Annotated in this window: 24 protein-coding genes; 18 read left to right on the top strand and 6 right to left on the bottom strand. The window is 62.1% G+C overall.

Annotated elements, in window-relative coordinates:
- Nucleotides 1-72 precede the first annotated feature (72 nt).
- The gene (locus tag ASC86_RS19110; RefSeq protein WP_056324819.1) at nucleotides 73-852 is read left to right on the top strand and encodes a sulfite exporter TauE/SafE family protein; all 780 of its coding nucleotides are present in this window, start codon (nucleotides 73-75) and stop codon (nucleotides 850-852) included.
- Between the two features lie 106 nt (nucleotides 853-958).
- Complete coding sequence (locus ASC86_RS19105; RefSeq protein ID WP_056324816.1) at nucleotides 959-1,219, top strand: metalloregulator ArsR/SmtB family transcription factor; 261 nt, start codon at nucleotides 959-961, stop codon at nucleotides 1,217-1,219.
- A 115-nt stretch (nucleotides 1,220-1,334) separates the two neighbouring features.
- Here ASC86_RS19105 and ASC86_RS25370 read toward each other — a convergent pair whose 3' ends face one another.
- Nucleotides 1,335-1,505, bottom strand: a complete 171-nt coding sequence (locus tag ASC86_RS25370) for a DUF465 domain-containing protein (RefSeq protein ID WP_082510305.1) — start codon at nucleotides 1,503-1,505, stop codon at nucleotides 1,335-1,337.
- A gap of 211 nt (nucleotides 1,506-1,716) precedes the next feature.
- On the opposite strand from ASC86_RS25370, the gene ASC86_RS19100 reads away from it, so the two are divergent.
- The 6 genes from ASC86_RS19100 (at nucleotide 1,717) to ASC86_RS19075 (ending at nucleotide 5,582) form a co-directional block, all read left to right on the top strand.
- Nucleotides 1,717-1,920 carry a YdcH family protein gene (locus ASC86_RS19100; RefSeq protein WP_056324814.1) on the top strand — a complete coding sequence of 68 codons (204 nt, stop codon included), beginning with the start codon at nucleotides 1,717-1,719 and terminating at the stop codon, nucleotides 1,918-1,920.
- A 49-nt stretch (nucleotides 1,921-1,969) separates the two neighbouring features.
- On the top strand, nucleotides 1,970-2,434 hold the full coding sequence (purE, locus tag ASC86_RS19095; RefSeq protein WP_056325186.1) for a 5-(carboxyamino)imidazole ribonucleotide mutase: 465 nt from the start codon (nucleotides 1,970-1,972) through the stop codon (nucleotides 2,432-2,434).
- A complete protein-coding gene (locus tag ASC86_RS19090; RefSeq protein WP_056324811.1) occupies nucleotides 2,431-3,486 on the top strand; it encodes a 5-(carboxyamino)imidazole ribonucleotide synthase in 1,056 nt (351 codons plus the stop codon). Before purE ends, ASC86_RS19090 begins: the two co-directional genes overlap by 4 nt.
- A gap of 176 nt (nucleotides 3,487-3,662) precedes the next feature.
- On the top strand, nucleotides 3,663-3,788 hold the full coding sequence (gene ykgO / locus ASC86_RS19085; protein ID WP_018327898.1) for a type B 50S ribosomal protein L36: 126 nt from the start codon (nucleotides 3,663-3,665) through the stop codon (nucleotides 3,786-3,788).
- A 158-nt stretch (nucleotides 3,789-3,946) separates the two neighbouring features.
- Nucleotides 3,947-4,540, top strand: a complete 594-nt coding sequence (locus ASC86_RS19080) for a hypothetical protein (RefSeq protein WP_156387115.1) — start codon at nucleotides 3,947-3,949, stop codon at nucleotides 4,538-4,540.
- A 43-nt stretch (nucleotides 4,541-4,583) separates the two neighbouring features.
- Entirely contained in the window at nucleotides 4,584-5,582 is a 999-nt protein-coding gene (locus ASC86_RS19075; protein ID WP_056325181.1) for an alpha/beta hydrolase, read from the top strand.
- Between the two features lie 54 nt (nucleotides 5,583-5,636).
- On the opposite strand, the gene pyk is transcribed toward ASC86_RS19075, so the two are convergent.
- Both pyk and ASC86_RS19065 read right to left on the bottom strand, forming a co-directional pair.
- Complete coding sequence (gene pyk, locus ASC86_RS19070; RefSeq protein ID WP_056324806.1) at nucleotides 5,637-7,076, bottom strand: pyruvate kinase; 1,440 nt, start codon at nucleotides 7,074-7,076, stop codon at nucleotides 5,637-5,639.
- The gene (locus tag ASC86_RS19065; protein WP_056325179.1) at nucleotides 7,076-7,522 is read right to left on the bottom strand and encodes a DUF1036 domain-containing protein; all 447 of its coding nucleotides are present in this window, start codon (nucleotides 7,520-7,522) and stop codon (nucleotides 7,076-7,078) included. Before ASC86_RS19065 ends, pyk begins: the two co-directional genes overlap by 1 nt.
- A gap of 225 nt (nucleotides 7,523-7,747) precedes the next feature.
- Here ASC86_RS19065 and ASC86_RS19060 point away from each other — a divergent pair, with 225 nt between their 5' ends.
- The 3 genes from ASC86_RS19060 (at nucleotide 7,748) to ASC86_RS19050 (ending at nucleotide 9,228) form a co-directional block, all read left to right on the top strand.
- Nucleotides 7,748-8,542 (top strand): N-formylglutamate amidohydrolase, encoded by a 795-nt coding sequence (locus ASC86_RS19060; RefSeq protein WP_056324803.1) that lies wholly within the window; start codon nucleotides 7,748-7,750, stop codon nucleotides 8,540-8,542.
- Between the two features lie 22 nt (nucleotides 8,543-8,564).
- Nucleotides 8,565-8,858, top strand: a complete 294-nt coding sequence (locus ASC86_RS19055; RefSeq protein ID WP_056324801.1) for a DUF1244 domain-containing protein — start codon at nucleotides 8,565-8,567, stop codon at nucleotides 8,856-8,858.
- A 106-nt stretch (nucleotides 8,859-8,964) separates the two neighbouring features.
- Complete coding sequence (locus ASC86_RS19050; protein WP_056324798.1) at nucleotides 8,965-9,228, top strand: DUF2312 domain-containing protein; 264 nt, start codon at nucleotides 8,965-8,967, stop codon at nucleotides 9,226-9,228.
- Nucleotides 9,229-9,344: 116 nt separating this feature from the next.
- Here ASC86_RS19050 and ASC86_RS19045 read toward each other — a convergent pair whose 3' ends face one another.
- Together ASC86_RS19045 and ASC86_RS19040 are read right to left on the bottom strand one after the other, a co-directional pair.
- On the bottom strand, nucleotides 9,345-11,171 hold the full coding sequence (locus ASC86_RS19045) for a DUF882 domain-containing protein (RefSeq protein WP_056324795.1): 1,827 nt from the start codon (nucleotides 11,169-11,171) through the stop codon (nucleotides 9,345-9,347).
- A gap of 183 nt (nucleotides 11,172-11,354) precedes the next feature.
- The gene (locus tag ASC86_RS19040; protein ID WP_056324793.1) at nucleotides 11,355-12,896 is read right to left on the bottom strand and encodes a sigma-54 dependent transcriptional regulator; all 1,542 of its coding nucleotides are present in this window, start codon (nucleotides 12,894-12,896) and stop codon (nucleotides 11,355-11,357) included.
- Nucleotides 12,897-13,152: 256 nt separating this feature from the next.
- Here ASC86_RS19040 and ASC86_RS19035 point away from each other — a divergent pair, with 256 nt between their 5' ends.
- From ASC86_RS19035 to ASC86_RS19025, 3 genes are read left to right on the top strand one after another with little or no spacing between them, the layout of a single operon-like run.
- Entirely contained in the window at nucleotides 13,153-15,003 is a 1,851-nt protein-coding gene (locus tag ASC86_RS19035; protein ID WP_082510303.1) for a M3 family oligoendopeptidase, read from the top strand.
- 19 nt (nucleotides 15,004-15,022) lie between these two features.
- Nucleotides 15,023-16,180, top strand: a complete 1,158-nt coding sequence (locus tag ASC86_RS19030) for an aminodeoxychorismate synthase component I (RefSeq protein ID WP_056324790.1) — start codon at nucleotides 15,023-15,025, stop codon at nucleotides 16,178-16,180.
- Nucleotides 16,177-16,803, top strand: a complete 627-nt coding sequence (locus ASC86_RS19025; protein WP_056324787.1) for an aminotransferase class IV family protein — start codon at nucleotides 16,177-16,179, stop codon at nucleotides 16,801-16,803. The genes ASC86_RS19030 and ASC86_RS19025 overlap by 4 nt, the downstream gene beginning before the upstream one ends.
- A 6-nt stretch (nucleotides 16,804-16,809) precedes the next feature.
- Here the strand turns inward: ASC86_RS19025 and ASC86_RS19020 are convergent, their stop codons facing one another.
- On the bottom strand, nucleotides 16,810-17,718 hold the full coding sequence (locus ASC86_RS19020; RefSeq protein ID WP_056324784.1) for a sensor domain-containing diguanylate cyclase: 909 nt from the start codon (nucleotides 17,716-17,718) through the stop codon (nucleotides 16,810-16,812).
- A 346-nt stretch (nucleotides 17,719-18,064) separates the two neighbouring features.
- On the opposite strand from ASC86_RS19020, the gene ASC86_RS19015 reads away from it, so the two are divergent.
- From ASC86_RS19015 to hemH, 4 genes are all read left to right on the top strand, one after another.
- Nucleotides 18,065-19,516 (top strand): homospermidine synthase, encoded by a 1,452-nt coding sequence (locus ASC86_RS19015; protein WP_056324779.1) that lies wholly within the window; start codon nucleotides 18,065-18,067, stop codon nucleotides 19,514-19,516.
- Between the two features lie 165 nt (nucleotides 19,517-19,681).
- Nucleotides 19,682-20,047 carry a hypothetical protein gene (locus tag ASC86_RS19010; RefSeq protein ID WP_056324777.1) on the top strand — a complete coding sequence of 122 codons (366 nt, stop codon included), beginning with the start codon at nucleotides 19,682-19,684 and terminating at the stop codon, nucleotides 20,045-20,047.
- A 222-nt stretch (nucleotides 20,048-20,269) separates the two neighbouring features.
- Entirely contained in the window at nucleotides 20,270-22,120 is a 1,851-nt protein-coding gene (locus ASC86_RS19005; RefSeq protein WP_056324774.1) for a 5'-nucleotidase C-terminal domain-containing protein, read from the top strand.
- A gap of 129 nt (nucleotides 22,121-22,249) precedes the next feature.
- Entirely contained in the window at nucleotides 22,250-23,284 is a 1,035-nt protein-coding gene (gene hemH / locus ASC86_RS19000; protein WP_056324772.1) for a ferrochelatase, read from the top strand.
- The last annotated feature ends 48 nt before the right edge of the window (nucleotides 23,285-23,332 follow it).

The following is a 23,332-nucleotide window of genomic DNA, read 5'->3' as shown; positions in this document are numbered from 1 at the left end:
GACACGGGGGCCCACTCGATTTGATTTCAGAAAAGCGATAGACCGTGCAGGCAAAAGGATCAACCGACACGCATGCTTCCCGATTTTGATTTCTACCTGATCGCCATCCCCGCCGTGCTGCTGGTCGGCTTTTCCAAGGGCGGCATGGGCGAGGCGCTTTCGCTGATGGGCGTGCCGCTGATGTCGATCGCCGTGCCGCCGGTGGAGGCCGCTGCACTTCTGCTTCCGATCCTGATCGCCATGGATATCGTCTCGCTGTGGATGTGGCGCCGCCATGGCGACGGCCGCACGCTGCGCATGCTTCTGCCCGGCGGGCTGATCGGCATCGCCATCGGCTGGGCGACCTCCGCCTATGTGCAGCGGGATGCGCTGAAGCTGATCATCGGCCTTCTCGTCGTGCTCTTCGTGCTGCGGTATGTCTGGCACAGTTGGCGCACCCGCCGCGGCACCTTCGTCGCGCCGAAGCCGCAGCGCGCCGGCGCCGCAGCCGTGCTCGGCACCTTTTCCGGCTATGGCAGCTTCGTCGCCCATGCCGGCGGCCCGCCCTTCCAGATCTATGCGCTGCCGCTGCAACTGCCGCCGCGGGACTATACCGGCACGATCGTCCGCTTCTTCGCGATCCTGAATGCCGTCAAGCTCGTGCCCTATTTCGCGCTCGGCCAGCTCGATCTCAGCAATCTGAAGACGTCGCTGACGCTTTTCCCGCCGGCCATGGTCGCGACGGCAGCCGGCGCATGGGTGGTGCGCCACATGAAGCCGCAGGTCTTCTATCCCTTCATGTATACGATGGCCTGCCTTGCCGGCCTCAAGCTCGTCCATGACGGCGCAGCAGCGCTGGCGGCGGCGTGGTAAGCACCGGAAATCGGGCACTTCCGCATATTGTTGCAATTGCGAGAATATTTCTTTCGCACTGCACAAATTACTTGCCGGAGGCCGGGATTTCCCTTAGCTTCCGGCCATGGCCCACGCTGATCCCTTCGATGCGATCTCCGACCCGAACCGCCGGCACTTGCTGGAAGAACTCCGTCGCGCGCCGAGAACGGTCAACGAACTGGCGCAAGGCCTGCCGATCAGCCGCCCCGCCGTTTCGCAGCATCTGAAGGCGCTGCTTGATTCCAATCTGGTTTCCGTCTCCGCAAGCGGCACGAAGCGCATCTATGCGATCAACAAGCCCGGTTTCGACCGGGTCAATCTGTGGCTGGACCAATTCTGGTCCTAGAGTTTGTCAGGGAAAAGTGTGCCGCGGTTTTGCGACGACGACATGCGTCTCTAAAATGCGAACCGCCCGGAACAGGCGTTCCAGGCGGCTTTCAATCCGTCAAATCATGGAAGCGTCAGTGGGACGAACGCAGCTTTTCGATCTCGTCCTTCAAGCGCAGCTTGCGTCTCTTGATATCCGCAATGTCCTGGTCCTTGAACGAGGGCTGGGCCATGGCCGTGTGGAGTTCCTGCTCCAGCGCGCCGTGTTTTTTCTCAAGCGTTGCAAGATGAGCCTCAATCGTCATGTGGCAGTCCCTTCCGTTAGCTTGCACCCGATCTTTGAAAGCCGGATGTTCCGTTTGTAACTTTCGAAGTGTGCCACGCTATTTTTCATTTGTCGAAGGCGAAATCGTGGCCAAGGGTAACTTCCCGTTACCGGCATTTCTGTGCTAGAGCGACCACAAATCGATGTGGATGGCGGGCGAACCGCCGCTGCGCCGCGACGGGGAAAATTGAATGCCAGATCAGGATCAGGCCGAACTCAGACTGGGCGTTGCACGGCTGAGACAGGAACATGAAGACTACGATGCGGCGATCAACGCCATGATCCAGACCGGTTGCGATGCCTTGCGCATCCAGCGGATGAAGAAGAAGAAACTGGCGATCAAAGACAAGATCACCAAGATCGAAGACCAGATCATTCCCGATATCATTGCCTGAGGAAGCGCACGCCTTGACCAAAGCAGCGTCCCCGCCCGTCGCCATCATCATGGGCAGCCAGTCCGACTGGGAAACCATGAAGAACGCCGCCGATACGCTCGATGCGCTGGACATCGCCTATGATGCCCGCATCGTTTCGGCGCATCGCACGCCGGACCGGCTGGTGAGCTTCGCCAAGGGCGCCCGCGACGAAGGCTTCAAGGTGATCATCGCCGGCGCCGGTGGCGCAGCCCACCTGCCCGGCATGGCCGCCTCGATGACGCCGCTGCCGGTTTTCGGCGTGCCGGTGCAATCCAAGGCGCTTTCGGGGCAAGACAGTCTCCTGTCGATCGTGCAGATGCCGGCCGGCATTCCCGTCGGCACGCTGGCCATCGGCCGCGCGGGCGCCGTCAATGCCGCCCTTCTCGCAGCCGCCGTGCTCGCCCTCTCCGATCCCGAGCTTGCGGGCCGGCTCGACGACTGGCGCGAGGCGCAGTCGGCATCCGTCGCCGAATATCCGGTCGACCAGACATGAAGACGATCGGCATCATCGGCGGTGGCCAGCTCGGCCGCATGCTGGCCATGGCGGCCGCCCGTCTCAACTTCCGCACCGTCATCCTCGAACCGCAGGCCGATTGCCCGGCAGCGCAGGTCGCCAACAGCCAGATCGTGGCGGCCTATGACGACGAGGCCGCTCTTGTCCGCCTAGCCGCCGAATGCGACATCGTCACCTATGAATTCGAAAACGTGCCGGTTGCTGCCGCAACCCTGCTTGCCCGCGCCAAGCCTGTCTATCCGCCGCCGAAGGCGCTCGAAGTCGCGCAGGACCGGGTGACGGAAAAGCGCTTCCTCAATGCAAGCGGCATCGAAACCGCGAAATTCCACGTCATCGACAGCCAGGCCGACCTCGAAGCCGGCCTCGCCGATTTCGGCGGCAAGGGCGTGCTCAAAACACGCCGCCTCGGCTACGATGGCAAGGGCCAGCGCGTCTTCAAGGGCAGCGACGACAGCCCCGTCGGCGCCTTCGATGCGCTCGGCGGCGTGCCGATGATTCTCGAAAGCTTTGTGCCCTTTGTGCGCGAAGTCTCGATCATTGCCGCCCGTGGCCAGGACGGGGCCATCGCCTGCTTCGACCCGGCCGAGAACGTCCATCGCAACGGCATCCTCCACACCTCGACTGTGCCGGCCGCCATTTCCGACGAAACCGCGACCGCAGCCAAAGCCGCTGCCAAGGCAATCCTCGAAGCGCTGGATTATGTCGGCGTCATCGGCGTCGAATTCTTCGTGACACCCGATGGCGGACTGATCGCCAACGAGATCGCCCCGCGCGTCCACAATTCCGGCCACTGGACGGAAGCCGCCTGTGTCGTCTCGCAATTCGAACAGCATATCCGCGCCGTTGCGGGCCTCGCGCTTGCGGATGGCGCGCGCCATTCCGATTGCGTGATGCAGAACCTGATCGGCGACGACATAAACGACGTGCCGGCATGGCTTCAAAAACCCGCGACGCTCGTGCATCTATACGGCAAGAGCGAGGCCCGTCCGGGCCGCAAGATGGGCCATGTCACGTGGCTGACCGGGCGCTGAGAACAGAGGAAATAGCCTCCGATCTCAGGAAAACCCGCCGGGCATGGTTGACAATCCGGGAGCCTCGGGTTACTTGCCTGCCAACCTAAAGGCGCGCCCGTCCTCATCGGTCTGTCGGCGTGCTTTTGATTGTTAAAGACCTGGGAACTCTTCCCCCGAAACTGCGGATCAGAAAAATGAAGATCAAAAATTCGCTCAAGTCGCTGAAGGCTCGTCACCGCGAAAACCGTCTGGTTCGCCGCAAGGGCCGTATCTACATCATCAACAAGCTGAACCCGCGCTTCAAGGCTCGTCAGGGCTGATGGCGTTTCCGGCCGAAGCAAGCTTCGGCGGACAAGCGGGCATGCGAACAGGCGCGGGGCATCTTTGCCGATCCCGGCGCCTTCTTCGTTGGATGATACCACAAATTTGATTTGATCTTCGGCCATGGCGCGATACCCTTTCCGTCATGGCTAAAAGCATGTCTCCCTATCTCATTCCCCTCCTCGCTGTTTTGATGACGCATGCCGGTGCGGTGGCCGTAGCTGCCGACACAGCGACCAAACCTGCCGTCTCCGCCGAGCTTCCGACCCGCCAGCAGCGGCTCGATATGCTGTTTGCGGAGCTGAAGAAGACCAGCGACGCCGACAAGGCCAAGGATATCGCCGACCGCATCCGGCTCGAATGGCAGGAGTCCGGCAGCGCCTCGGTCAATCTCCTGATGCAATGGGCGGCCAAGGCGGCCGAATCGAACAAGCAGGCGGTGGCGCTCGATCTCTACGATCAGGCAATCGCGCTCGCGCCCGATTACGTCGAAGGCTGGAACCAGCGGGCGACGCTGCATTACCAGATGGGCAACTATCGCAAGTCGATGTCGGACATAAACCGCGTGCTGATGCTGGAGCCGCGCCATTTCGGCGCGCTGGCGGGCATGGCGGCTATCCTCTCCGCTTCCGGTAAGGACGAATTGGCCCTGCGCGCCTGGGAGCAGTTCCTCGCCGTCTATCCCGCCGACCGCAAGGCGCAGGAGCAGTTCGGCGAGATCGAAGAAAAACTGGCGGGAAACCGGACCTGACCGTGCCGGCAAGCCCCTCCCCATCTCGCAGACAATGCGCCTGATGCTGCTCCTCTCGTCCCTTGCGCTCCTTGTTCTCGTGGTCGGCTATGGCTACAGCGCCCGTCAGGCTGCCCGTTTCGCGCGCCGGCGCAGGAATAACGGCGAACTGATCGATGTCGGCGGGTTCCGCATGAACAGCGTGCATGTGCCGCGCCCTGCGACCGCAGACCTGCCGCCGCTCGTCTTCATCCATGGTGCAAGCGGAAACCTGCTGGATCAATTGCACGCCTTCCTGCAGCCGCTTTCGGGCCGCGCGGAAATGCTGTTCGTCGATCGTCCGGGCCTTGGCCATTCCGAACGTGGCGGGCCGGAAAACGACCTGCCGGACGGCCAGGCCCGCGCCATCGCCACGCTGATGGAAAAGCGCGGGATTAAAAAGGCGATCATCGTCAGCCATTCCTTCGGCGGGGCGATTGCCGCAAGCTTCGCGCTCCAGCATCCTGAAAAGGTGGCGGGATTGCTGTTTCTGGCCCCAGCTACCCACCCCTGGCCGGGCGGTATCGACTGGCATTACAAAGTGACGCGAATGCCGGTTCTCGGCTGGTGGTTTTCCAGGGTCATCGCCCCGTCCGTCGGCAGCATGCTTCTGGAAAAAAGCGTGACGTCAGTTTTCGCGCCCAACCCGGTCCCCGCGGGTTATATCGAGGACACCAACCCATTCCTCGCTTTGCGGCCCACGGTCTTCCGCAGCAACGCCACGGATATTGCCAATCTCTTCGACTATGTGACGCGCATCGCACCGCGCTATAGCGAAATCAACGCGCCGACGATCATCATCACCGGCGAGAGCGATGGCATCGTCTATGCCCATATCCATTCGAAGCAGTTGCACGAGGCTATCGCCGGCTCGCGTCTGATCAGCGTCCGCAATCTCGGCCACAAACCGGACTATGCAGCAAACGATCTTTCCGTCGCCGCCATCGAGGTGCTGGCCGGCAAGGCGCGCGACCTCGACGGCATTACTAAGGCCGTGGAAACCCGCATCGCCCCGCGGCAATAAAAAAGGCCGGCGGCCTCGTAAGACCGCCGGCCCGTATTGTTGCTTTCGCGTCGATCAGACGCCGCTCAGGCCATCCGAGCCGATATAGGCGATGCGCAGCATGTTGGTCGCGCCCGGCGTTCCGAGCGGCACGCCGGCCGAGATGATGATACGGTCGCCCGGCTTGCCGAAACCTTCGCTGGCGACAATACGGCAAGCGCGGTTGACCATGTCGTCGAGGTCGGTCGCATCCTCGGTGACGACGCAATGCAGGCCCCAGACGACCGAGAGGCGGCGCGCGGTCTGGATGACCGGCGACAGCGCCACGACCGGCACCTGCGGGCGCTCGCGCGCGGTGCGCAGGCCGGTGTTGCCCGACGAGGTGTAGCAGACGATGGCCGACAGCTTCAGCGTTTCAGCAATCTGGTGGGCGGCCAGCGAAATAGCGTCGGCGCCGGTCGCTTCCGGCGGCGTGCGCTGCGCGTAGATGATGCCGGAATAATGCGGGTCGCGCTCGACCTTGCTGGCGATGGAAGCCATTGTGGCAACGGATTCGACCGGATAATCGCCCGAAGCGGATTCGGCCGAAAGCATCACGGCATCGGCGCCTTCGAACACGGCGGTCGCGACGTCCGAGACTTCGGCGCGGGTCGGCACCGGCGCCGAAATCATCGATTCCAGCATCTGGGTTGCAACGACGACCGGCTTGCCCGCGCGGCGACAGGCGCGGATCAGTTGCTTCTGCAGGCCAGGAACAGCCTCGAGCGGCATTTCGACACCGAGGTCGCCGCGGGCGACCATCAGGGCGTCGGAAAGCTCGATGATCTCGTCGATGCGCTCGATCGCCTGCGGCTTTTCGATCTTCGACATCAGGCCGACGCGGCCGCGGGAAACCTTTCGCACTTCCGAGAGGTCTTCCGGGCGCTGGATGAAGGAAAGCGCCACCCAGTCGATTTCATCGGTTTCGAGCACGGCGTCGAGATCGGCGCGGTCCTTCTCCGTCAGCGCACCGACGCCGAGCAGCGTATCGGGCAGGCTGACGCCCTTGCGGTCGGAAATCTTCGTGCCGGAGACGACCTTGCAGACGATCTTCGTGCCGTCGGAACTTTCGGCCTGCAGGTGCAGCTTGCCGTCGTCGATCAGCAGGCGATGGCCGGGCTTGACGGCCTCGAGGATTTCCGGATGCGGCAGGTAGACACGGGTATTGTCGCCCGGCACGTCGCGGTTATCCAAGGTAAACGTCTGGCCCGGAACGAGATCGACCTTGCCGTCCGCGAACTTGCCGACACGCAGCTTCGGCCCCTGCAGGTCGGCGAGGATGCCGATCGGCCGGCCGCAACGCGCCTCGACGCTGCGGATGCGCTTGACGAGCGTGCGCATCAGGTCGTGGCTGGCATGGCTCATATTGATACGGAAGAGATCGGCGCCGGCTTCATGAAGCTTCTGGATCATCTCCTCTTCGCCCGATGCCGGACCGAGCGTGGCGAGGATTTTGGCTTTTCTGTTCCGTATCATCAATTCTGGCTCTCTTGTGTACCGGGGGTGTCGGAAAGCTGAACCATCCAGCTCCCCTGCCGACCCGTATCATATTCCTTGAATCCCATGCGCTGGAAGCCGCGCGCGAAGCAGTCCTGCACGCCGGTTATCTTGAACTCGTTTTCAGCGACGCACATGTTGATGCCGCCCGTCCAGCGGCCGCCGCGGGCCGCATCCTCGGCATAGAGATAATAGTAGCGGGATTGCAGCTCGCCTTCGATCAGCGTGGCGCAGGTGGTGGCCGGAACCTGCCACCAGCCTTCGGTGATCCAGCCTTCCTTGGCGCGGTAACCGATGGCGACGCCGACGAGATTCTGGGTGCCGTTGCAGACGCGAAACTCGGCGTGGGCTTCTTGCGGCATCAGGAAGGGCACAGCCCCGGCCAGCAGGAACAGCGCAACTGCTCCAAGAAAACGGCGCGGCATGGCGAACCTTTTGGAAGAATGGTCGGACACGGTTTCCACTGGGTCTCCGTTGCGATTTGTCGTGGCACTTTCTTGCGACGCGGCGACTTGAAAGTCAACGAAAGTCTAATCGATTACAGTCGGCTCTGTGATGAACAGAATCAGCAAAAACGTGGCTTTACATTGCGATTGCCTCCCCGTCATGTCATCAAACTTTCGCGCAGGGGCAAAACGGGTTGTGAGAGCATGGTCGAGCACACGGCATACGAAACGATCGAGGGCGACGCCGCCCGCGGCCTCGTGCTGCTCGCCGATCATGCCACAAACCGCCTGCCGCCGGAATATGGCAGCCTCGGCCTGCCACCCGGCGCCTTCGAGCGCCATATCGCCTATGACATCGGCATCGAGAAGCTGACGCGGCGGCTTGCCGCGCGGCTCGGCGTGCCGGCCGTGATGAGCTACTTTTCACGATTGCTGATCGACCCCAATCGCGGGGAGGACGATCCGACGCTGATCATGAAGATTTCCGACGGCGCGATCATTTCCGGCAACCACCCGATCACGCCGGAGGAGTGGGAAAACCGCCTCAACCGCTTCCATCGCCCCTATCACCGCGCCGTCTCCGAAACGATCGCCCACGTCGGTATGGAGAGCCGTAAGGCGCCGCTGGTGATTTCGCTGCATTCCTATACGCCGGCCTGGAAGGGTGTGCCCCGCCCCTGGCATGCCGCCGTGCTCTGGGACGGCGATCCCCGTGCCGTCCATCCGCTGATTGCGGCGCTGGAAGCACCGGGCGACCTTCTGATCGGCAATAACGAGCCCTACGACGGGGCGCTGCGCGGTGACACCATGTATCGCCATTGCATGGAAACCGGCATCGCCCATGCGCTGATCGAGGTGCGGCAGGACCTGATTGCCGACGACGCTGGTGTGGAAAACTGGGAGCAGCGGCTCGCCCCGATCCTTGACGATCTCAACGCCCGTCCCGATCTTCACGTCATCAAACGACATCCGTCCAGAACCGGCGATTGCGCCTTCTGAGGCATCCACCACGGAGACGATCATGAGCACCCCGGAAACCGAATTCGAAGCCGCCGCCTTCCGCCGGCTGGTGGCGCATCTGCGCGAGCGCAGCGACGTCCAGAACATCGACCTGATGAACCTCGCCGGCTTTTGCCGCAACTGCCTGTCCAACTGGTATCGCGAGGCCGCCAACGCCAGCGGCGTCGAGATGGACAAGGAGCAATCCCGCGAGATCATCTACGGCATGCCCTACGAGGAATGGCGCGCGAAAAACCAGAGGCAAGCCTCCGACGACCAGCAGGCCGCCTTCGAACAGAACAGGCCGAAAGAATAAGGCCATTTCGAGAATTGCGCCGTTTCCCGCGCAATCTCCCTTGACCTCGCCGTGACTTCGCGGCAGGTCACAGCCTTCGAATTTCTATCCCCAAAAGGAGATCATCATGTCGGATGCACACGGCGTCGCGCGCGACCAACTCCGCTCGTTCATCGAGCGCATCGAACGCCTTGAAGAAGAAAAGAAGACCATTGCGGACGACATCAAGGACGTCTACGGCGAAGCCAAGGGCACCGGCTTCGACACCAAGATCCTGCGCAAGGTCATCCAGATCCGCAAGCAGGACAAGGACGAGCGCATGGAGCAGGAAGCGATCCTCGACACGTACCTCGCCGCGCTCGGCATGATCGACGCGCCGGAAGCCGAATAAGCCTTTCGATTGCCCAACAAAAAACCCGCCTAGCCGGCGGGTTTTTTCATGCCGGTTTTCCCGAAAAAACAATCGAGAGGCTCTCTGGTTCAGTTTGAACCTGAGAGACTCTCAGATCAGTCGAAGCGTTTCACTTCCATGAAGTTGACTGCCGTGCCCGAGAACCGGGCCGTATCGACCGCGCCGGACGTCGGCTGGAAGCCGGCGGAATAGACCGTCGTCGGCGAAGCCCGGAGCGACTTGCTGACGAAGCGCGGCGCCTTGACCGGCTTCGAGAAGGTCGCCATACGGCCCGTCGTCAGCGCCCATTCCGAAATGATCTGCTGAGTCAGCTTCGGCTCGGTGCGGACCGAGGTGCGAGCCGCGGCCTGGGCCTCGTCCTTGTTCGGGCGCTTGCCCTTGGCCGGCACTTCGGCGGCAGCGCCATCGAAGACATTGTCGAACACGGCGGCGCGGGCGGCAGCGCCCGATTGCGGCACAAAGGATGCAAGCTCGACCGGGCGATCCGTCGGCGCGGCAAGCGCGACCTTCGTTTCCGCCTTGGCCTCGACCGGTTCCTGTGCCAGCGCCGCAGCCTGCGGCTTGGCATGATCGGTGAATTCCGGCACGGCGACGTAAGCGGCAGCCGCCGCCATCATCGCGGCTTCCCCAGCCGGACGCATGGCCGGAACCGGCACGAAACCGAGCACGTCGGCATCCGCGTCGGTCGATTCAGCCGAGGCGAGCATCATCGCATTGCCGGCGTCGCCGTTCATGCCACGCTGGCCGAGCATCTGCGGCACCGGGATCTTGTAGTTGCCGAGATCGGCGAATTCGGGCTGCGACGGCATGGCGGCAGCCAGCGCGTCCTGGGCCGGATTGGCAGCAGGCGCAGCAAGCGCCATGGCAACGCCGGTTTCAGCCGGGTCCTTGAAGGCCGGGCGGGAGCCCGGCACCGGAGCCTTGACGGCAGCGATTGCCACCTGCTGGTCCTCGGCGCCGATCACACCGGCAAGAACGGGCTGCTGGTTGGTCGCGGCAGGCGCGGTCTTGGCAGCCGGCTGCTCGTCGCCGCCGCCTTCATCACCGCCACCACCGCCGGCGATTGCTTCGGGTTCTTCATCCTCGTCGCCGCCCTGGCCGAAGAGCATGGCAAACAGCGTCGCCTTGCGCTTGGTCGTATCCTTGTCGCCCGGACCCTTGGCCCCGCCGCCGGCAACCTCGATCGACTTGTCGCCGACGCGGCGCTTGTAATCGGCAACGGCCAGTTCGTAGCCCGGCAGCGGCTTGCCGTCCGAGGGAATATGCAGGGTCTTGCCATCGGGGAACAGGCGGGCAAGCTCGGCGCGGCTCATACGCGGCCAGGCGCGAACGCCGCCGACATCCATGTGCACGAAGGGAGAGCCGGAGGTCGGATAGAAGCCGACGCCGCCGACCTGGAATTTCATGCCGATCTCACGCAGCGTCTTCAGCTTCACGTCGGGCAGATAGAAGTCCATCGCCTTGCCGAGCATGTGCTGGCTCTTCTTGGCCACGCCCTTGGTGCGCGAACGCAGCATGTTGTTGGTGGCCGGCGAACGATAGGCGGAAACGACGTGGATATAATCGCGCGAACCGCTCTTCTGGTAGACTTCCCAGACGAGGTCGAGCAGGCGCGGGTCCATGTTGGTGGGCTCGTTGCGGCGCCAGTCGCGCAGCATGCGGTTGACCTGCTGCAGGCCCTTCGGATCATATCGGCCATTGCGCTTGAAGGTGATCTCGGCCTTTTCCTGGGTATGGATGAAGTAGATCTTCAGGGTGCGCGTCTGGCCGGCGGCTTCCACCGTCGGCGCCACGCCGGGCGATACCATGGAGGCCGCAATCAACAGCGAAGCGAGCACTCGCGGCATCTTGCTGGCGACACGCCCGCAAAGATCGCGGAGCGTCATGCCGCTGGGCTGTCTGATTCCGAACAAATTTTTCAAACCTGATCCCCGTCCGACGGACAACGCGTCCAGTGGCTGCCCAATGACTGTCAATTAAGGTAACAGCATGGCAAATATGCCACAGTCGTCACTTATCCTTATAATATAGTGAATAGATCACTAACAAGGTCTAAACGACGACCGTGGCATATGACGGTTCGTAACGATTCGTTATCCCTAACTTTATGCGGCTTCGCTGAAGGGATCATCGGGATTGATGCCGTAATCCTTGAGTTTCCGGTACAAAGTCGAGCGGCCGATACCGAGTTTTCGGGCCACCTGGCTCATTTGGCCACGGTAGAATTTCAGCGCGAAGCGAATCAGTTCCTCTTCCACATCGGCGAGTTTGCGGACATTGCCGCCATCGTCGATGCTGGAGATAGCGCCGCTCGAACCAGCCGGTTCCGCTGCGGCAGCCGTCTTCTCCGCGCCGCCGAAATCCGGGTAGACAGGCGGCAGCGCCTGCGCCTCCACAACCTGCGGCCGCGATGGACCGGCCTCGCCCCAGCTGAAGCCGCTCTTTTCGGCGACAACATAACCGGGAATCTGGGTCGCGACCTGCGGAAAATCCTTCACCGTCAGTTCCTGGCCCTCGGCGAGCACGACCGCACGGAAGATGGCGTTTTCCAGCTGGCGGATATTGCCCGGCCAGTCGTAGGCCGTCAGAAGCGCAAGCGCCCCGGAGGTCACCGTCAGCGGTGTGGAAAGGCCCTGCTCGATCGAGAAGCGCTCGACGAAGGACCGCACCAGCACGGGCACGTCTTCCTTGCGCTTGCGCAGCGCCGGAATGGTGATCGGGAAGACGTTCAGGCGATAGTAGAGGTCTTCGCGGAAGCGGCCTTCGCGGACCTCATTGATCAGGTCCTTGTTGGTGGCCGAGATCAGCCGGACATTGACCTTCTGCGGATGGCGGGCGCCGATCGTCTCGATTTCGCCCTGCTGCACGGCGCGCAGGAGCTTAACCTGCACTTCCAAAGGCAGATCGCCGATCTCGTCGAGGAACAGCGTACCGCCATCGGCATCGACGAACTTGCCGGTGTGCTTCTCGGTCGCCCCGGTGAAGGCGCCCTTCTCGTGGCCGAAGAGAATGCTTTCGACCAGATTGTGTGGGATCGCACCGCAATTGACGGTGATGAACGGCTTGCCGGCGCGATCGCTCGCCGCCTGGATGGCGCGCGCCACCATTTCCTTGCCGACGCCGGATTCGCCTTCGAGCACGATCGGAATATTCGACTGGGCGGCGCGGCGGGCGAGATCGAGCACGCGGATCATCGCCGGGCTGGCGGAAACGACGTCGTCGAAGCCGATGGCGCCGCTACGGGCGCGGCGGGCGGGACGGGCGCGGCCATCCTGATGTTCCATCTTCAGCGCGTTGTTGAGGGCGACCGAAAGACGCTCCGGCGACACCGGCTTGACGACGAAGTCGAAGGCGCCGGCCTGCATGGCGAGAACAACGGTCTCGATGCCGCCCTGCCCCGTCTGCACGATGATCGGAATATCGATGCCACGTTCGGCGATCGCTTCGAGGAAACCGTGGCCGTTCATTTCCGGCATCATCAGATCGAGCAGGATGGCGCTGATCTGGCCGCGCTTGCGCTCCAGGAGTTCCAGGCCGCTACGGCCATTGTCGGCGAGATGGGCGATATGGCCCAGCCGCTCGATCATGTTGGTCAGAAGCCGACGCTGGACCGGATCATCGTCGATGACAAGAATCTGTGACGTCATGGAAGCCTCCTGCTCATTTTTCGACAACCGCGACAACCTCATGTGCCGCACGATGGGACATTCCTGTCACAGGAGGGCTGAACATCCCCTTTGAAGAAAAGCTCGGATTTTAATCATTCCTAACAATGCTGGTTGGAACCGGAAGGCCTCGGAAACAGGCTGGAAAAGCGGTTCCGGTTTGCAGGCCGATAGGCTAGGGTCGGCACCGATTTGCGCCGCGCGAGGATGCGGCTGCACCAAAACGAGAGTGAAAGCCATGTATCGTCCGTTTTCCGCCCCGACCATCCCACTTTTTGCAGCTGCAACCGGCGGCGGCGCAGCCGAGCTGGGGGACCTGCCGAACTGGCGGCTGGAAGACCTCTATCCGTCGCCGACCTCGGACGAATATCGCAGCGATGTGGCAAAGGCCGAGGCCGACAGCCTCGCCTTCGAGGCCAAGTGGAAGGGCAAGCTGGCGGAAGCCGCGACCAAAACCGGCGATGCCGGCATCGGGGCGGCCGTGCGCGAGTTCGAAGCGCTGGAAGACCTGATGGGCAAGATCGGCTCCTATGCCGGCCTCACCTATTTCTCAGATACGTCGAACCCCGCCAACGGCAAGTTTTTTGGAGACGCACAGGCCAAGCTCACCGATCTCGCAAGCCACCTGCTGTTCTTCTCGCTGGAGCTGAACCGCATCGATGACGCGGTGATCGATGCGGCCTTCGCGACCGATCCGCTCGCCGCACATTATCGCCCGTGGCTGGTGGACCTGCGCCTCGACAAGCCCTACCAGCTCGACGACAAGCTGGAACAGCTCTTCCTCGAAAAGTCGATGACCGGTTCCGGCGCCTTCAATCGTCTGTTCGACGAGACCATGGCGGCGCTGACCTTCACGATTGACGGCGAGGAACAGCCGCTCGAAGTCGCGCTCAGCATGTTGCAGGAGGCGGACCCGGAGGTGCGCCGCAAGGCAGCAGCGGCGCTGACCGCCACTTTCAAGGCCAACAGCCGCGTCTTCACGCTGATCACCAACACGCTCGCGAAGGACAAGGAAATCTCCGACCGCTGGCGCGGCTTCGAAGACATCGCCGATAGCCGCCACCTTGCCAACCGCGTCGAGCGTGAGGTGGTCGATGCATTGGCAGCAGCGGTCAAGGATGCCTATCCGCGCCTGTCGCATCGCTATTATAAGATGAAGGCCAAGTGGCTCGGCATGGAACAGATGGAATTCTGGGATCGCAACGCGCCGCTGCCGGAAACCCCGACGGCGCTGATCTCCTGGAAGGACGCCAAGGACACCGTGCTTTCGGCCTATCACGGCTTCGCGCCCGAGATGGCTGACATCGCCGAGCGCTTCTTCGATGGCGGCTGGATCGATGCGCCGGTGCGCCCCGGCAAGGCGCCGGGCGCCTTCGCGCACCCGACCGTGCCCTCTGCCCACCCTTACGTGCTCGTCAATTATATGGGCAAGCCGCGCGACGTGATGACGCTCGCCCATGAGCTGGGTCACGGCGTGCATCAGGTGCTCGCCGGCGCGCAGGGCGCGCTGATGGCCTCGACGCCGCTGACGCTCGCCGAAACCGCCTCGGTCTTCGGCGAAATGCTGACCTTCCGCGCCCTTCTCGAAAAGACCAAGGATAAGAAGGAGCGCAAGGCGATGCTCGCCCAGAAGGTCGAGGACATGATCAATACGGTCGTGCGCCAGATCGCCTTCTACGAGTTCGAGCGAAAGGTACACACCGCCCGCAAGGAAGGCGAGCTGACCGCCGAGCATATCGGCAATCTCTGGCTCTCCGTGCAGGCGGAAAGCCTCGGGCCGGCGATCCGCATTTCGGAGGGATACGAGACCTACTGGTCCTATATCCCGCACTTCATCCACTCGCCGTTCTACGTCTATGCTTATGCCTTTGGCGATTGCCTGGTAAACTCGCTCTACGCCGTCTACCAGAAGGCCGAAAGCGGCTTCCAGGACAAGTATTTCGAGCTTCTGAAAGCCGGCGGCAGCAAGCATTATTCCGAACTGCTCAAGCCATTCGGTCTCGATGCCAGCGATCCGTCGTTCTGGGCAAAGGGCCTGTCGATGCTGGAAGGCCTGATCGACGAACTGGAAGCGCTTGATAAGGCGTGACATCGCCAGGTTTGAAGACATGACTGATCACGGCCCCTTCGTCCTGTTCCGGGATGACAGCGCGAACAGGACCACTGTCTTCGCGGAGCCCTTGCGCGTGATCACCGCACGCACCAAAGCCGAATTCCGGCGTGGGCTGGCGGAGATGGAGAAGGCACAAAAGGCAGGCCAATGGCTCGCCGGCTTCATGAGCTATGAGGCCGGCCATCTGTTCGAAGATAAGCTCGCTCCCTTCGCCGAGGAAAACCGGGAAACACCGCTGATGTCCTTCGGCGTCTTCGATGCGCCGCAGGAGGACCACGCCCTTTCGCAGCCAAGGCGGCGGGTCGAAAACGAGCCGTTCCTCACCGAGCCGAAGGCTGGCTGGGACTTTGCCGCCTATCGCGAGCGGTTCCAGAAGCTGCATCAACACCTGCGGCAGGGCGATTGCTATCAGGCAAACCTCACCATGCCGATCTCGGCCCGCTGGTCGGGCGATCCGCTTTCCGCCTTCTGGTCGCTGATTGAACGGCAGCCTGTGAAATACGGCGCTTTCGTTTCGCTCGACGGCCCGATGCTGCTGTCGCGCTCGCCGGAACTGTTCTTCCGGGTGGACAAGGATCGCTGGATCGAAACCCATCCGATGAAAGGCACTGCTCCGCGTGGTGCCACGGCAGCCGAAGACGAAGCGCTGATCGCGGAAATGAAGGCCGATCCGAAATCGCAGGCCGAAAACCGGATGATCGTCGATCTGCTGCGCAACGATATCTCGCGGATCACCGAAGTCGGCACGCTCGACGTGCCGAAACTCTTCGATGTCGAGACCTATCCGACCGTGCACCAGATGGTGAGCCATGTGCGCGCCCATTTGCGCCTCGACATCGGTATCCGCGATATCTTCGAGGCGCTGTTTCCCTGCGGCTCGATCACCGGCGCGCCGAAAATGCGCGCCATGGAAATCCTGCACGATCTGGAGACCGGCCCGCGCGATGCCTATTGCGGCGCGATCGGCTTCATCGCCCCGGACGGCACCATGCGCTTCAATGTCGCGATCCGCACGCTGTCGCTGTATCCCGATGGAAAGGCCGTCTTCAATGTCGGCGGCGGCATCGTCTTCGATTCCAACGCCGAATCCGAATATGCGGAATGCCTGCTGAAGGCCCGTTTCGCCCTCGGCGACATCAGGGTCGAGCAATGACGGATTTTTCGCTGATCGAGACCATGCGCTACGAGCCGGAAACCGGCATCGTTCGCGAACGCCTGCATCTCGCCCGCCTGCAACGCTCGGCATCACGGCTCGGCTTCAAGGGCGCTGAAAACGCAAAAGGCGAACTGGCAAAAGCTTTACAGGATGCCGGACAGTTGTTGCGCGTGCGGCTGACCCTTTCTGCCGAAGGCGAGATCGTCGTCACCACGGCGCCGTTCACGCCGTTGGCGGAGGATACCGTCTGGAAAGTGCGCGTGGCATCGCACCGGCTGAATTCGCGCGATCCCCTCTTGCGTTACAAGACCAGTCGCCGCGCGATCTACGAAGCAGCGCGGGCGGAGTATAGTGCCGAAGAGGCGGATGAAGTGCTGCTGCTCAACGAGAAGGGTGAAATCTGCGAGGGCACCATCACCTCCTGTTTCTTCGATGACGGTTCGGGCATATTGAAGGTACCGCCGATTTCCAGCGGGCTGCTGGCAGGCGTGCTGCGCACGCAGTTCATCTGCGAACGCCGTGCCCGCGTCCAGCGCCTGACGCTTGCAGATGTGAAAAAGGGCCGCCTCTTCATGGGCAACTCCCTGCGTGGCCTGATTGCCTGCCGGCTGGAAAACTGACTTTGCTCAGGCTGCCGCGACGATGATCCTGTCGCGGCCGGATTGCTTGGCATCGTAAAGTGCTGCATCGGCGCGGGAGTAGAGCGTCTTTGCGCAATCGCCCGCGACCATCACGGAAAGCCCCGCCGAGCAGGTGTAGCGAAACAGCGGCGCCCCCGGCAGCGGCCGGGAAGCCCGCACCACCCCCATGATGCGTTCGACAATCGCTTCGGCTTCCTCACGCGTCGTATCCGGCAAAAGCAGCATGAACTCCTCGCCGCCGACCCGGCCGAAACAATCGCGCCGGCGCACGATCGGCTGCACCCTGCGGGCAAAATCCAAGAGCACGTCGTCGCCCACCTGATGCCCGTAGAGGTCGTTGATGCCCTTGAAGAAGTCGATATCGAGGATGCACAGGCATCCGTCGCGCGGCTGCTCCGGCCGGTTGCCGACCACCATCTCCTCGAGCTTGCCCATGACATAGCGGCGGTTGGAGATGCCGGTCAGTTCGTCGGTCTGCGAGGCCCGCATGGCGAGATCGCGGTCCTGGCGCAGGTTGCGCTCTTCGACGCGAAGATGGGTGATGTCGCTGGCGATACACAGCATCCAGCCGTCGCGGTTGACCGTTTCCGTCATCCACAGCCAGCGGCCGTCGACGAGATCGGTCTCATAGGCGCGGAACGGCGCCTTACCGCGGCGCGACTGCGCAGAAGCGATCCAGGCATCGAAATTGTCGACGCGGATCACCGTGCCGAGCCCGCGCGCGCGATTGCGCCGCATCATGTCCGGCCAGAGCGGGGTTTCATCGGCATCGAGCGCGAAGGTGGCGCGAAAGGCGTCATTGGCATAGCGCAGCCGGTCGTCGGCGTCATAAAGCGCAATCAGAACATCGGTCGCATCCCTGAGCTCGGCAAGGCTGGAGGCAATTTCATCCATGGTATCGGTCTCGCATGCCCGGCTGACTTTATAGACAAGCCCCGGCAACAGGAATTGCAAAATCTAGCGGATTGCATCCCGGCATAGCCGAAGGACATGACTATGCTTAACGACCCGCCGGCTTTGACCGGATAAGGAACAGAGACCGAGAGGGAGAACGACCCCGCCCTCCAGGCGTTCGCCCTGTTTGCGACCCTGCGCAGGCGCTGCGAAGATTAAGCACGATCGAAGCCACTTGCCCCTCACCTCTTTATTGTGACAGGAATCTGTGCTCTAGGCCTTCCAAAGCAGCATCGGGGCATTTTCGACCCCAAAACAATCCGCTATCCGCAGGAGAAAGACCAAAATGGCAGAAACCAACCATACGGTTTATGGCGAAATCACAGGTCCGATCGTGATGATCGGTTTCGGCTCGATCGGCCGCGGCACCCTGCCGCTGATCGAACGCCACTTCAAGTTCGACAAGAGCCGGATGGTCGTCATCGACCCGCGCGACGATGCAGCCGACATGGAAATCCTCGCCAAGCACGGCGTCCGCCATATCAAGGCCTATGTCACCAAGGACAACTACAAGGAACTGCTGAAGCCGCTGCTCACCGAAGGCGGCGGCCAAGGCTTCTGCGTCAACCTCTCGGTCGATACCGGCTCGGTGGACTTGATGCGTCTCTGCCGCAAGCTCGACGTGCTCTACATCGACACGGTCATCGAGCCCTGGCTCGGCTTCTATTTCGACAAGAACATGAAGAACGCCGACCGCACCAACTATGCGCTGCGCGAAACGCTTCGCCATGAAAAGAAGAAGAACCCCGGCGGCGCAACGGCCGTTTCCACCTGCGGCGCAAATCCGGGCATGGTCTCGTGGTTCGTCAAGAAGGCGCTGGTGAACCTCGCCAACGATCTCGACATCAAGTTCGACGAGCCGGACCAGCACGACCGCGAAGGCTGGGCCAAGCTGATGAAGAAGGTCGGCGTCAAGGGCATCCACATTGCCGAGCGCGACACCCAGCGCACCAAGAACCCGAAGCCGTTCAACGTCTTCTGGAACACCTGGTCGGTCGAAGGCTTCATCTCGGAAGGCCTGCAGCCGGCCGAACTCGGCTGGGGCACCCATGAAAACTGGATGCCGAAGAACGCCAAGAAGCACAAGAAGGGCTGCAAGGCCGCCATCTATCTGGAACAGCCGGGCGCCAACACCCGCGTTCGCACCTGGTGCCCGACGCCCGGCCCGCAGTATGGCTTCCTGGTGACCCACAACGAGTCGATCTCGATTGCCGACTACTTCACCGTCCGCGACAAGGACGGCGACGTCGCCTACCGCCCGACCTGCCACTACGCCTATCATCCGGCCAACGATGCCGTACTGTCGCTGCATGAGATGTTCGGCAATGGCGGCAAGGCCCAGCCGGTCCTCCACGTTCTCGACGAGAACGAACTGGTCGACGGCCTCGACGAACTCGGCGTGCTGCTCTACGGCCACGACAAGAACGCCTACTGGTACGGTTCGCGCCTGTCGCTGGAAGAAACCCGCCGTATCGCGCCCTACCAGAACGCTACCGGCCTGCAGGTGACCTCGGCCGTTCTGTCCGGCATGGTCTGGGCGCTTGAAAACCCGAAGGCCGGCATCGTTGAAGCCGACGAGATCGACTACAAGCGCTGCCTCGAAGTGCAGTCGCAGTATCTCGGCCCGGTCGAAGGCCACTACACCGACTGGACCCCGCTCGAAGGCCGTCCGGGCCTCTTCCCCGAAGACCTCGACGAGAAGGACCCGTGGCAGTTCAAGAACATCCTCGTGCGCTGATTGCGCGAAGGATAGAATATTGGGAAAGCGCCCGGGGAACATCTCCGGGCGTTTTTCATTTGGCATGAAGGGTGTGGCTTGGCCGCCCTTGCATTCAACCAGCGTTCACGGCATGGTTTTTGCGACGAAAAGACGTGAACGTTTCACGCCTACCGGGAGATAGTAATGAAGCCGATCACCATGCTTGCCATCCTGTCCGCAGTCGGGCTTGCCGCCTGCCAGGCGCCACGGGAGGTGCAGGTCTCGCAGCCGCAGCGCACCGCGCCGGCCGGCGTGGAAGGAAGCTGGGTCGGAGCGCAGGGCGTCATCTCGACCTTCTCCAGCGGGCAGTTCCAGACGCGCACGAGCGACGGGACGAACCAGCAGCTGGGATCGGGCACCTACACGACCAACGGCAACGTCACCCAGATCAACCTCTATTCCAACATCAAGCAGACGTCGTCGCTGGTGAACTGCGCACTGGTCACCTCCAGCCAGCTGAACTGCACGACCCAGACCGGCGCACAGTTCACGCTGACGCGGCAGATTTAAAGCCGCTTACGGATAGAGCCTGTTTGAAGCCGGCCGCGCCCTGCGCGTGCCGGCTTTGTCTTGCCCGTTAACCCTCGAAGAGCTGAGGCAGGCGAAGGCGAAATTATGGCTTGATGTCAGCGCAATCGAGTGAAACGATCCGTCCCGAGCGGCAGCCTTCGCAGGCTGCCGTGGTCCAAGCCGACGCCGGCAAACCGGCGATCCGACAACCGGGAGATTTCCATGATCAGACATTTGCGAACCGGGCTGATGACAGCCTCGATCCTTGCGCTTTCGTCCGGCGCTGCCTTTGCCGATTATGAGCTGAACATCCTTCACATCAACGACCTGCATTCGCGCATCGAATCAATCAACAAATTCGATTCCACCTGCTCGGCGGAAGAGGAAGGCAAGAACGAATGCTTTGGCGGCGTCGCCCGGCTGAAGACCGCCATCGACGAGAAGCGCGCCGCCCTTTCCGGCAAGAACACGCTGCTGCTCAACGCCGGCGACAATTTTCAAGGGTCGCTGTTCTTCACCACCTACAAGGGCATCGCCGAGGCCGAATTCCTCAACCTGATGAAATTCGATGCGATGACCGTCGGCAATCATGAATTCGACGAGGGCGAGGATGGCCTCGTAGGTTTCCTCGACAAGGTCACCTTCCCGGTCCTCAGCTCCAACGTGCTGCCCGGCTACAAGTCCAAGCTCGGCGACCGCATCAAGCCGTCGCTGGTGCTCGATGTCGGCGGCCAGAAGATCGGTATCGTCGGCGCCGTCGCCAACGATACGCCGGAGCTTTCCTCGGTCGGCGACGATGTGCTGATCGGCCAGGATGTGGATACGATCACCACTGCCGTTCAAGACCTGAAGAAGCAGGGCGTCAACAAGATCATCGCGCTCACCCATGTCGGCTATCCGCGCGACCTCGCCGTCATCGCCAAGATCCCGGATGTCGATGTGGTCGTCGGCGGCCATTCGCACAGCCTGCTTTCCAACACCGACGAGAAGGCCGAAGGCCCCTATCCGACGATGGTCGACAATCCCGGCGGCTACAAGGTTCCGGTGGTGCAGGCCGGTTCCTACAGCAAGTATCTCGGCGATCTCGTCGTCACCTTCGATGACAGCGGCGTCGTCAAGGCGGCCAAGGGCGATCCGATCCTGATGGACAGCTCGGTCAAGCCCGATCCGACGGTTCTCACCCGCATCGCCGAGCTTGCAAAGCCGATCGACGATCTACGCAAGAAGGTCATCGGCAAATCGGACGCCGCCATCGACGGCGACCGCAAGGTTTGCCGCGTCCAGGAATGCCAGATGGGCGATCTCGTTGCCGATGCCATGCTCGACCGCGTCAAGGGTCAGGGCGTGACGGTTGCCATCGTCAACGGCGGCGGCTTGCGCGCATCTATCGATGCCGGCGATGTCACCATGGGCGAAGTGATCACCGTTCTGCCGTTCCAGAACACGCTATCGACCTTCCAGGTGAAGGGTGCGGCGATCACCGAGGCGCTGGAAAACGGCCTCAGCAAGATCGAGGAAGAGGGTGGCCGCTTCCCGCAGGTGGCGGGGCTGAAATTCTCCTTCGACAAGTCGAAGCCGGCCGGCAGCCGTGTCGTTTCGGTCGAGACCAGGCAAGGCGACGCCTTCGTGCCGCTTGATGCGAACAAGACCTACAACCTCGTCTCCAACAATTTCATGCGCGCCGGCGGCGATGGCTACAGCGTCTTCAAGAAGGCCGAGAACGCCTACGACTACGGTCCGGGACTGGAAATCGTGCTCGCCGACTATCTGGCCGCACATCAGCCCTACAAGCCGATGACGGACGGCCGCATCACCGAGGTTGCCGCCACGGCTGCCGGCACAACCCAGCAACCCGCGGCGGAAACCACGATGCCCGAGGCGAAGCCTGCCGAAACCGCTGCCGCACCGACCGGTGAAGCAAAGCATGTCATCGTCAAGGGCGACACGCTCTGGGATATCGCCAAGGCGGCCTACGGCGACGGCGAGCAGTGGCACCGCATTTCCGATGCGAACGGCAATCCGGCGCCGCGCCGGCTGCTGGTCGGCAAGGAATTGACGATTCCGGCCAAGTAAGACAATTTGTCCCTGTCATCCCAGCCGGTCCGGGCTTTCCCGGACCGGCTTTTATTTTTAAGAACAGCACTGAACCGAATGGTCGCTTCAACCGTAACGGTGCCGTGATCCACTTTTGCAGGAAACCCGATGTCCCTCGCTGCCGAAACATTCCCCGCCAACCACCCGCCTGTCGCCCATGGCAAGGTCGGCGTGCTGCTGGTCAATCTCGGCACGCCGGACGGCACCGACAAGGTATCGATGCGGCGCTATCTCAAGCAGTTCCTGATGGATCGCCGCGTCATCGAATGGTCTCCGCTTTACTGGTACCCGATCCTGTTCGGCATCGTGCTCAACCGCCGCCCGGCCAAGGTGGGCAAGGCCTATGAGACCATCTGGAACAACGACCTGAACGAAAGCTACCTGCGCACCTATACCCGCAACCAGGCGGAACTGATGGCGAAGTCGTTCGCCGGCTACAGCAATGTCGTCATCGACTGGGGCATGCGCTACGGCCAGCCCTCGATCCCGTCACGCATCGAAGCGCTGCAGAAGCAGGGCTGCGAAAAGATTCTCGTTTTCCCGCTCTATCCGCAATATACGGCCGCGACGACGGCAACGGTGAACGACGAGGCCTTCAAGACGCTGCTCAAGATGCGCTGGCAGGCGGCGCTGCGAACCGTGCCGCCCTATCACGACGATCCGGTCTATATCGACGCGCTCGCCAATTCGATCAAGACCCACCTCGCCACCCTCGACTGGGAGCCGGAAGTGGTGCTCACCTCCTTCCACGGCATCCCGAAATCCTATTTCGAGAAGGGCGACCCCTACTACTGCCAGTGTCAGAAGACGGCGCGGCTGCTGCGCGAAAAACTGGGCTGGTCGAAGGAGAAGCTGCAGGTCACCTTCCAGTCCCGCTTTGGCCCGGAGGAATGGCTGCGGCCCTATACCGACAAGACCGTCGAGAAACTGGCGCAGGACGGTGTGAAGCGCATCGCCGTGATCAATCCGGGCTTCGTGTCGGATTGCCTCGAAACACTGGAAGAAATCGCCGAACAGGCGGCCGAAAGCTTCCACCATTCGGGCGGCGAGAAGTTCACCCACATCCCCTGTCTCAACGACAGCGCCGACGGCATGGCGGTGCTGGAGCATGTCGTGCGTCGTGAATTGCAGGGCTGGGTGTAATCGCTTTCAGCGATGGGTTGCAAATAATCGGCGGATGTCCCACGTCTT

This window comes from Rhizobium sp. Root1212, from assembly GCF_001424985.1.
In the GTDB taxonomy this organism is placed as follows: Bacteria; Pseudomonadota; Alphaproteobacteria; order Rhizobiales; family Rhizobiaceae; genus Pararhizobium.
The sequence above is the reverse complement of the archived record's forward strand: the minus strand, read 5'-3'. Positions and strand labels throughout refer to the sequence as shown.

Bases quoted from the DNA above. Each gene is read 5' to 3' on its own strand.
- ASC86_RS19010 (WP_056324777.1), top strand. From the start codon at position 19,682: ATGAAGCCGATCACCATGCTTGCCATCCTGTCCGCAGTCGGGCTTGCC.
- ASC86_RS19100 (WP_056324814.1), top strand. From the start codon at position 1,717: ATGCCAGATCAGGATCAGGCCGAACTCAGACTGGGCGTTGCACGGCTG.
- pyk (WP_056324806.1), bottom strand. From the start codon at position 7,076: ATGATACGGAACAGAAAAGCCAAAATCCTCGCCACGCTCGGTCCGGCA.
- ASC86_RS19040 (WP_056324793.1), bottom strand. From the start codon at position 12,896: ATGACGTCACAGATTCTTGTCATCGACGATGATCCGGTCCAGCGTCGG.
- ASC86_RS19090 (WP_056324811.1), top strand. From the start codon at position 2,431: ATGAAGACGATCGGCATCATCGGCGGTGGCCAGCTCGGCCGCATGCTG.
- ASC86_RS19055 (WP_056324801.1), top strand. From the start codon at position 8,565: ATGAGCACCCCGGAAACCGAATTCGAAGCCGCCGCCTTCCGCCGGCTG.
- ASC86_RS19015 (WP_056324779.1), top strand. From the start codon at position 18,065: ATGGCAGAAACCAACCATACGGTTTATGGCGAAATCACAGGTCCGATC.
- ASC86_RS19110 (WP_056324819.1), top strand. From the start codon at position 73: ATGCTTCCCGATTTTGATTTCTACCTGATCGCCATCCCCGCCGTGCTG.
- hemH (WP_056324772.1), top strand. From the start codon at position 22,250: ATGTCCCTCGCTGCCGAAACATTCCCCGCCAACCACCCGCCTGTCGCC.
- ykgO (WP_018327898.1), top strand. From the start codon at position 3,663: ATGAAGATCAAAAATTCGCTCAAGTCGCTGAAGGCTCGTCACCGCGAA.
- ASC86_RS19030 (WP_056324790.1), top strand. From the start codon at position 15,023: ATGACTGATCACGGCCCCTTCGTCCTGTTCCGGGATGACAGCGCGAAC.
- ASC86_RS19105 (WP_056324816.1), top strand. From the start codon at position 959: ATGGCCCACGCTGATCCCTTCGATGCGATCTCCGACCCGAACCGCCGG.
- ASC86_RS19065 (WP_056325179.1), bottom strand. From the start codon at position 7,522: ATGCCGCGCCGTTTTCTTGGAGCAGTTGCGCTGTTCCTGCTGGCCGGG.
- ASC86_RS19050 (WP_056324798.1), top strand. From the start codon at position 8,965: ATGTCGGATGCACACGGCGTCGCGCGCGACCAACTCCGCTCGTTCATC.
- ASC86_RS19020 (WP_056324784.1), bottom strand. From the start codon at position 17,718: ATGGATGAAATTGCCTCCAGCCTTGCCGAGCTCAGGGATGCGACCGAT.
- ASC86_RS19025 (WP_056324787.1), top strand. From the start codon at position 16,177: ATGACGGATTTTTCGCTGATCGAGACCATGCGCTACGAGCCGGAAACC.
- ASC86_RS19080 (WP_156387115.1), top strand. From the start codon at position 3,947: ATGTCTCCCTATCTCATTCCCCTCCTCGCTGTTTTGATGACGCATGCC.
- ASC86_RS19005 (WP_056324774.1), top strand. From the start codon at position 20,270: ATGATCAGACATTTGCGAACCGGGCTGATGACAGCCTCGATCCTTGCG.
- purE (WP_056325186.1), top strand. From the start codon at position 1,970: ATGGGCAGCCAGTCCGACTGGGAAACCATGAAGAACGCCGCCGATACG.
- ASC86_RS19035 (WP_082510303.1), top strand. From the start codon at position 13,153: ATGTATCGTCCGTTTTCCGCCCCGACCATCCCACTTTTTGCAGCTGCA.
- ASC86_RS19075 (WP_056325181.1), top strand. From the start codon at position 4,584: ATGCTGCTCCTCTCGTCCCTTGCGCTCCTTGTTCTCGTGGTCGGCTAT.
- ASC86_RS19060 (WP_056324803.1), top strand. From the start codon at position 7,748: ATGGTCGAGCACACGGCATACGAAACGATCGAGGGCGACGCCGCCCGC.
- ASC86_RS25370 (WP_082510305.1), bottom strand. From the start codon at position 1,505: ATGACGATTGAGGCTCATCTTGCAACGCTTGAGAAAAAACACGGCGCG.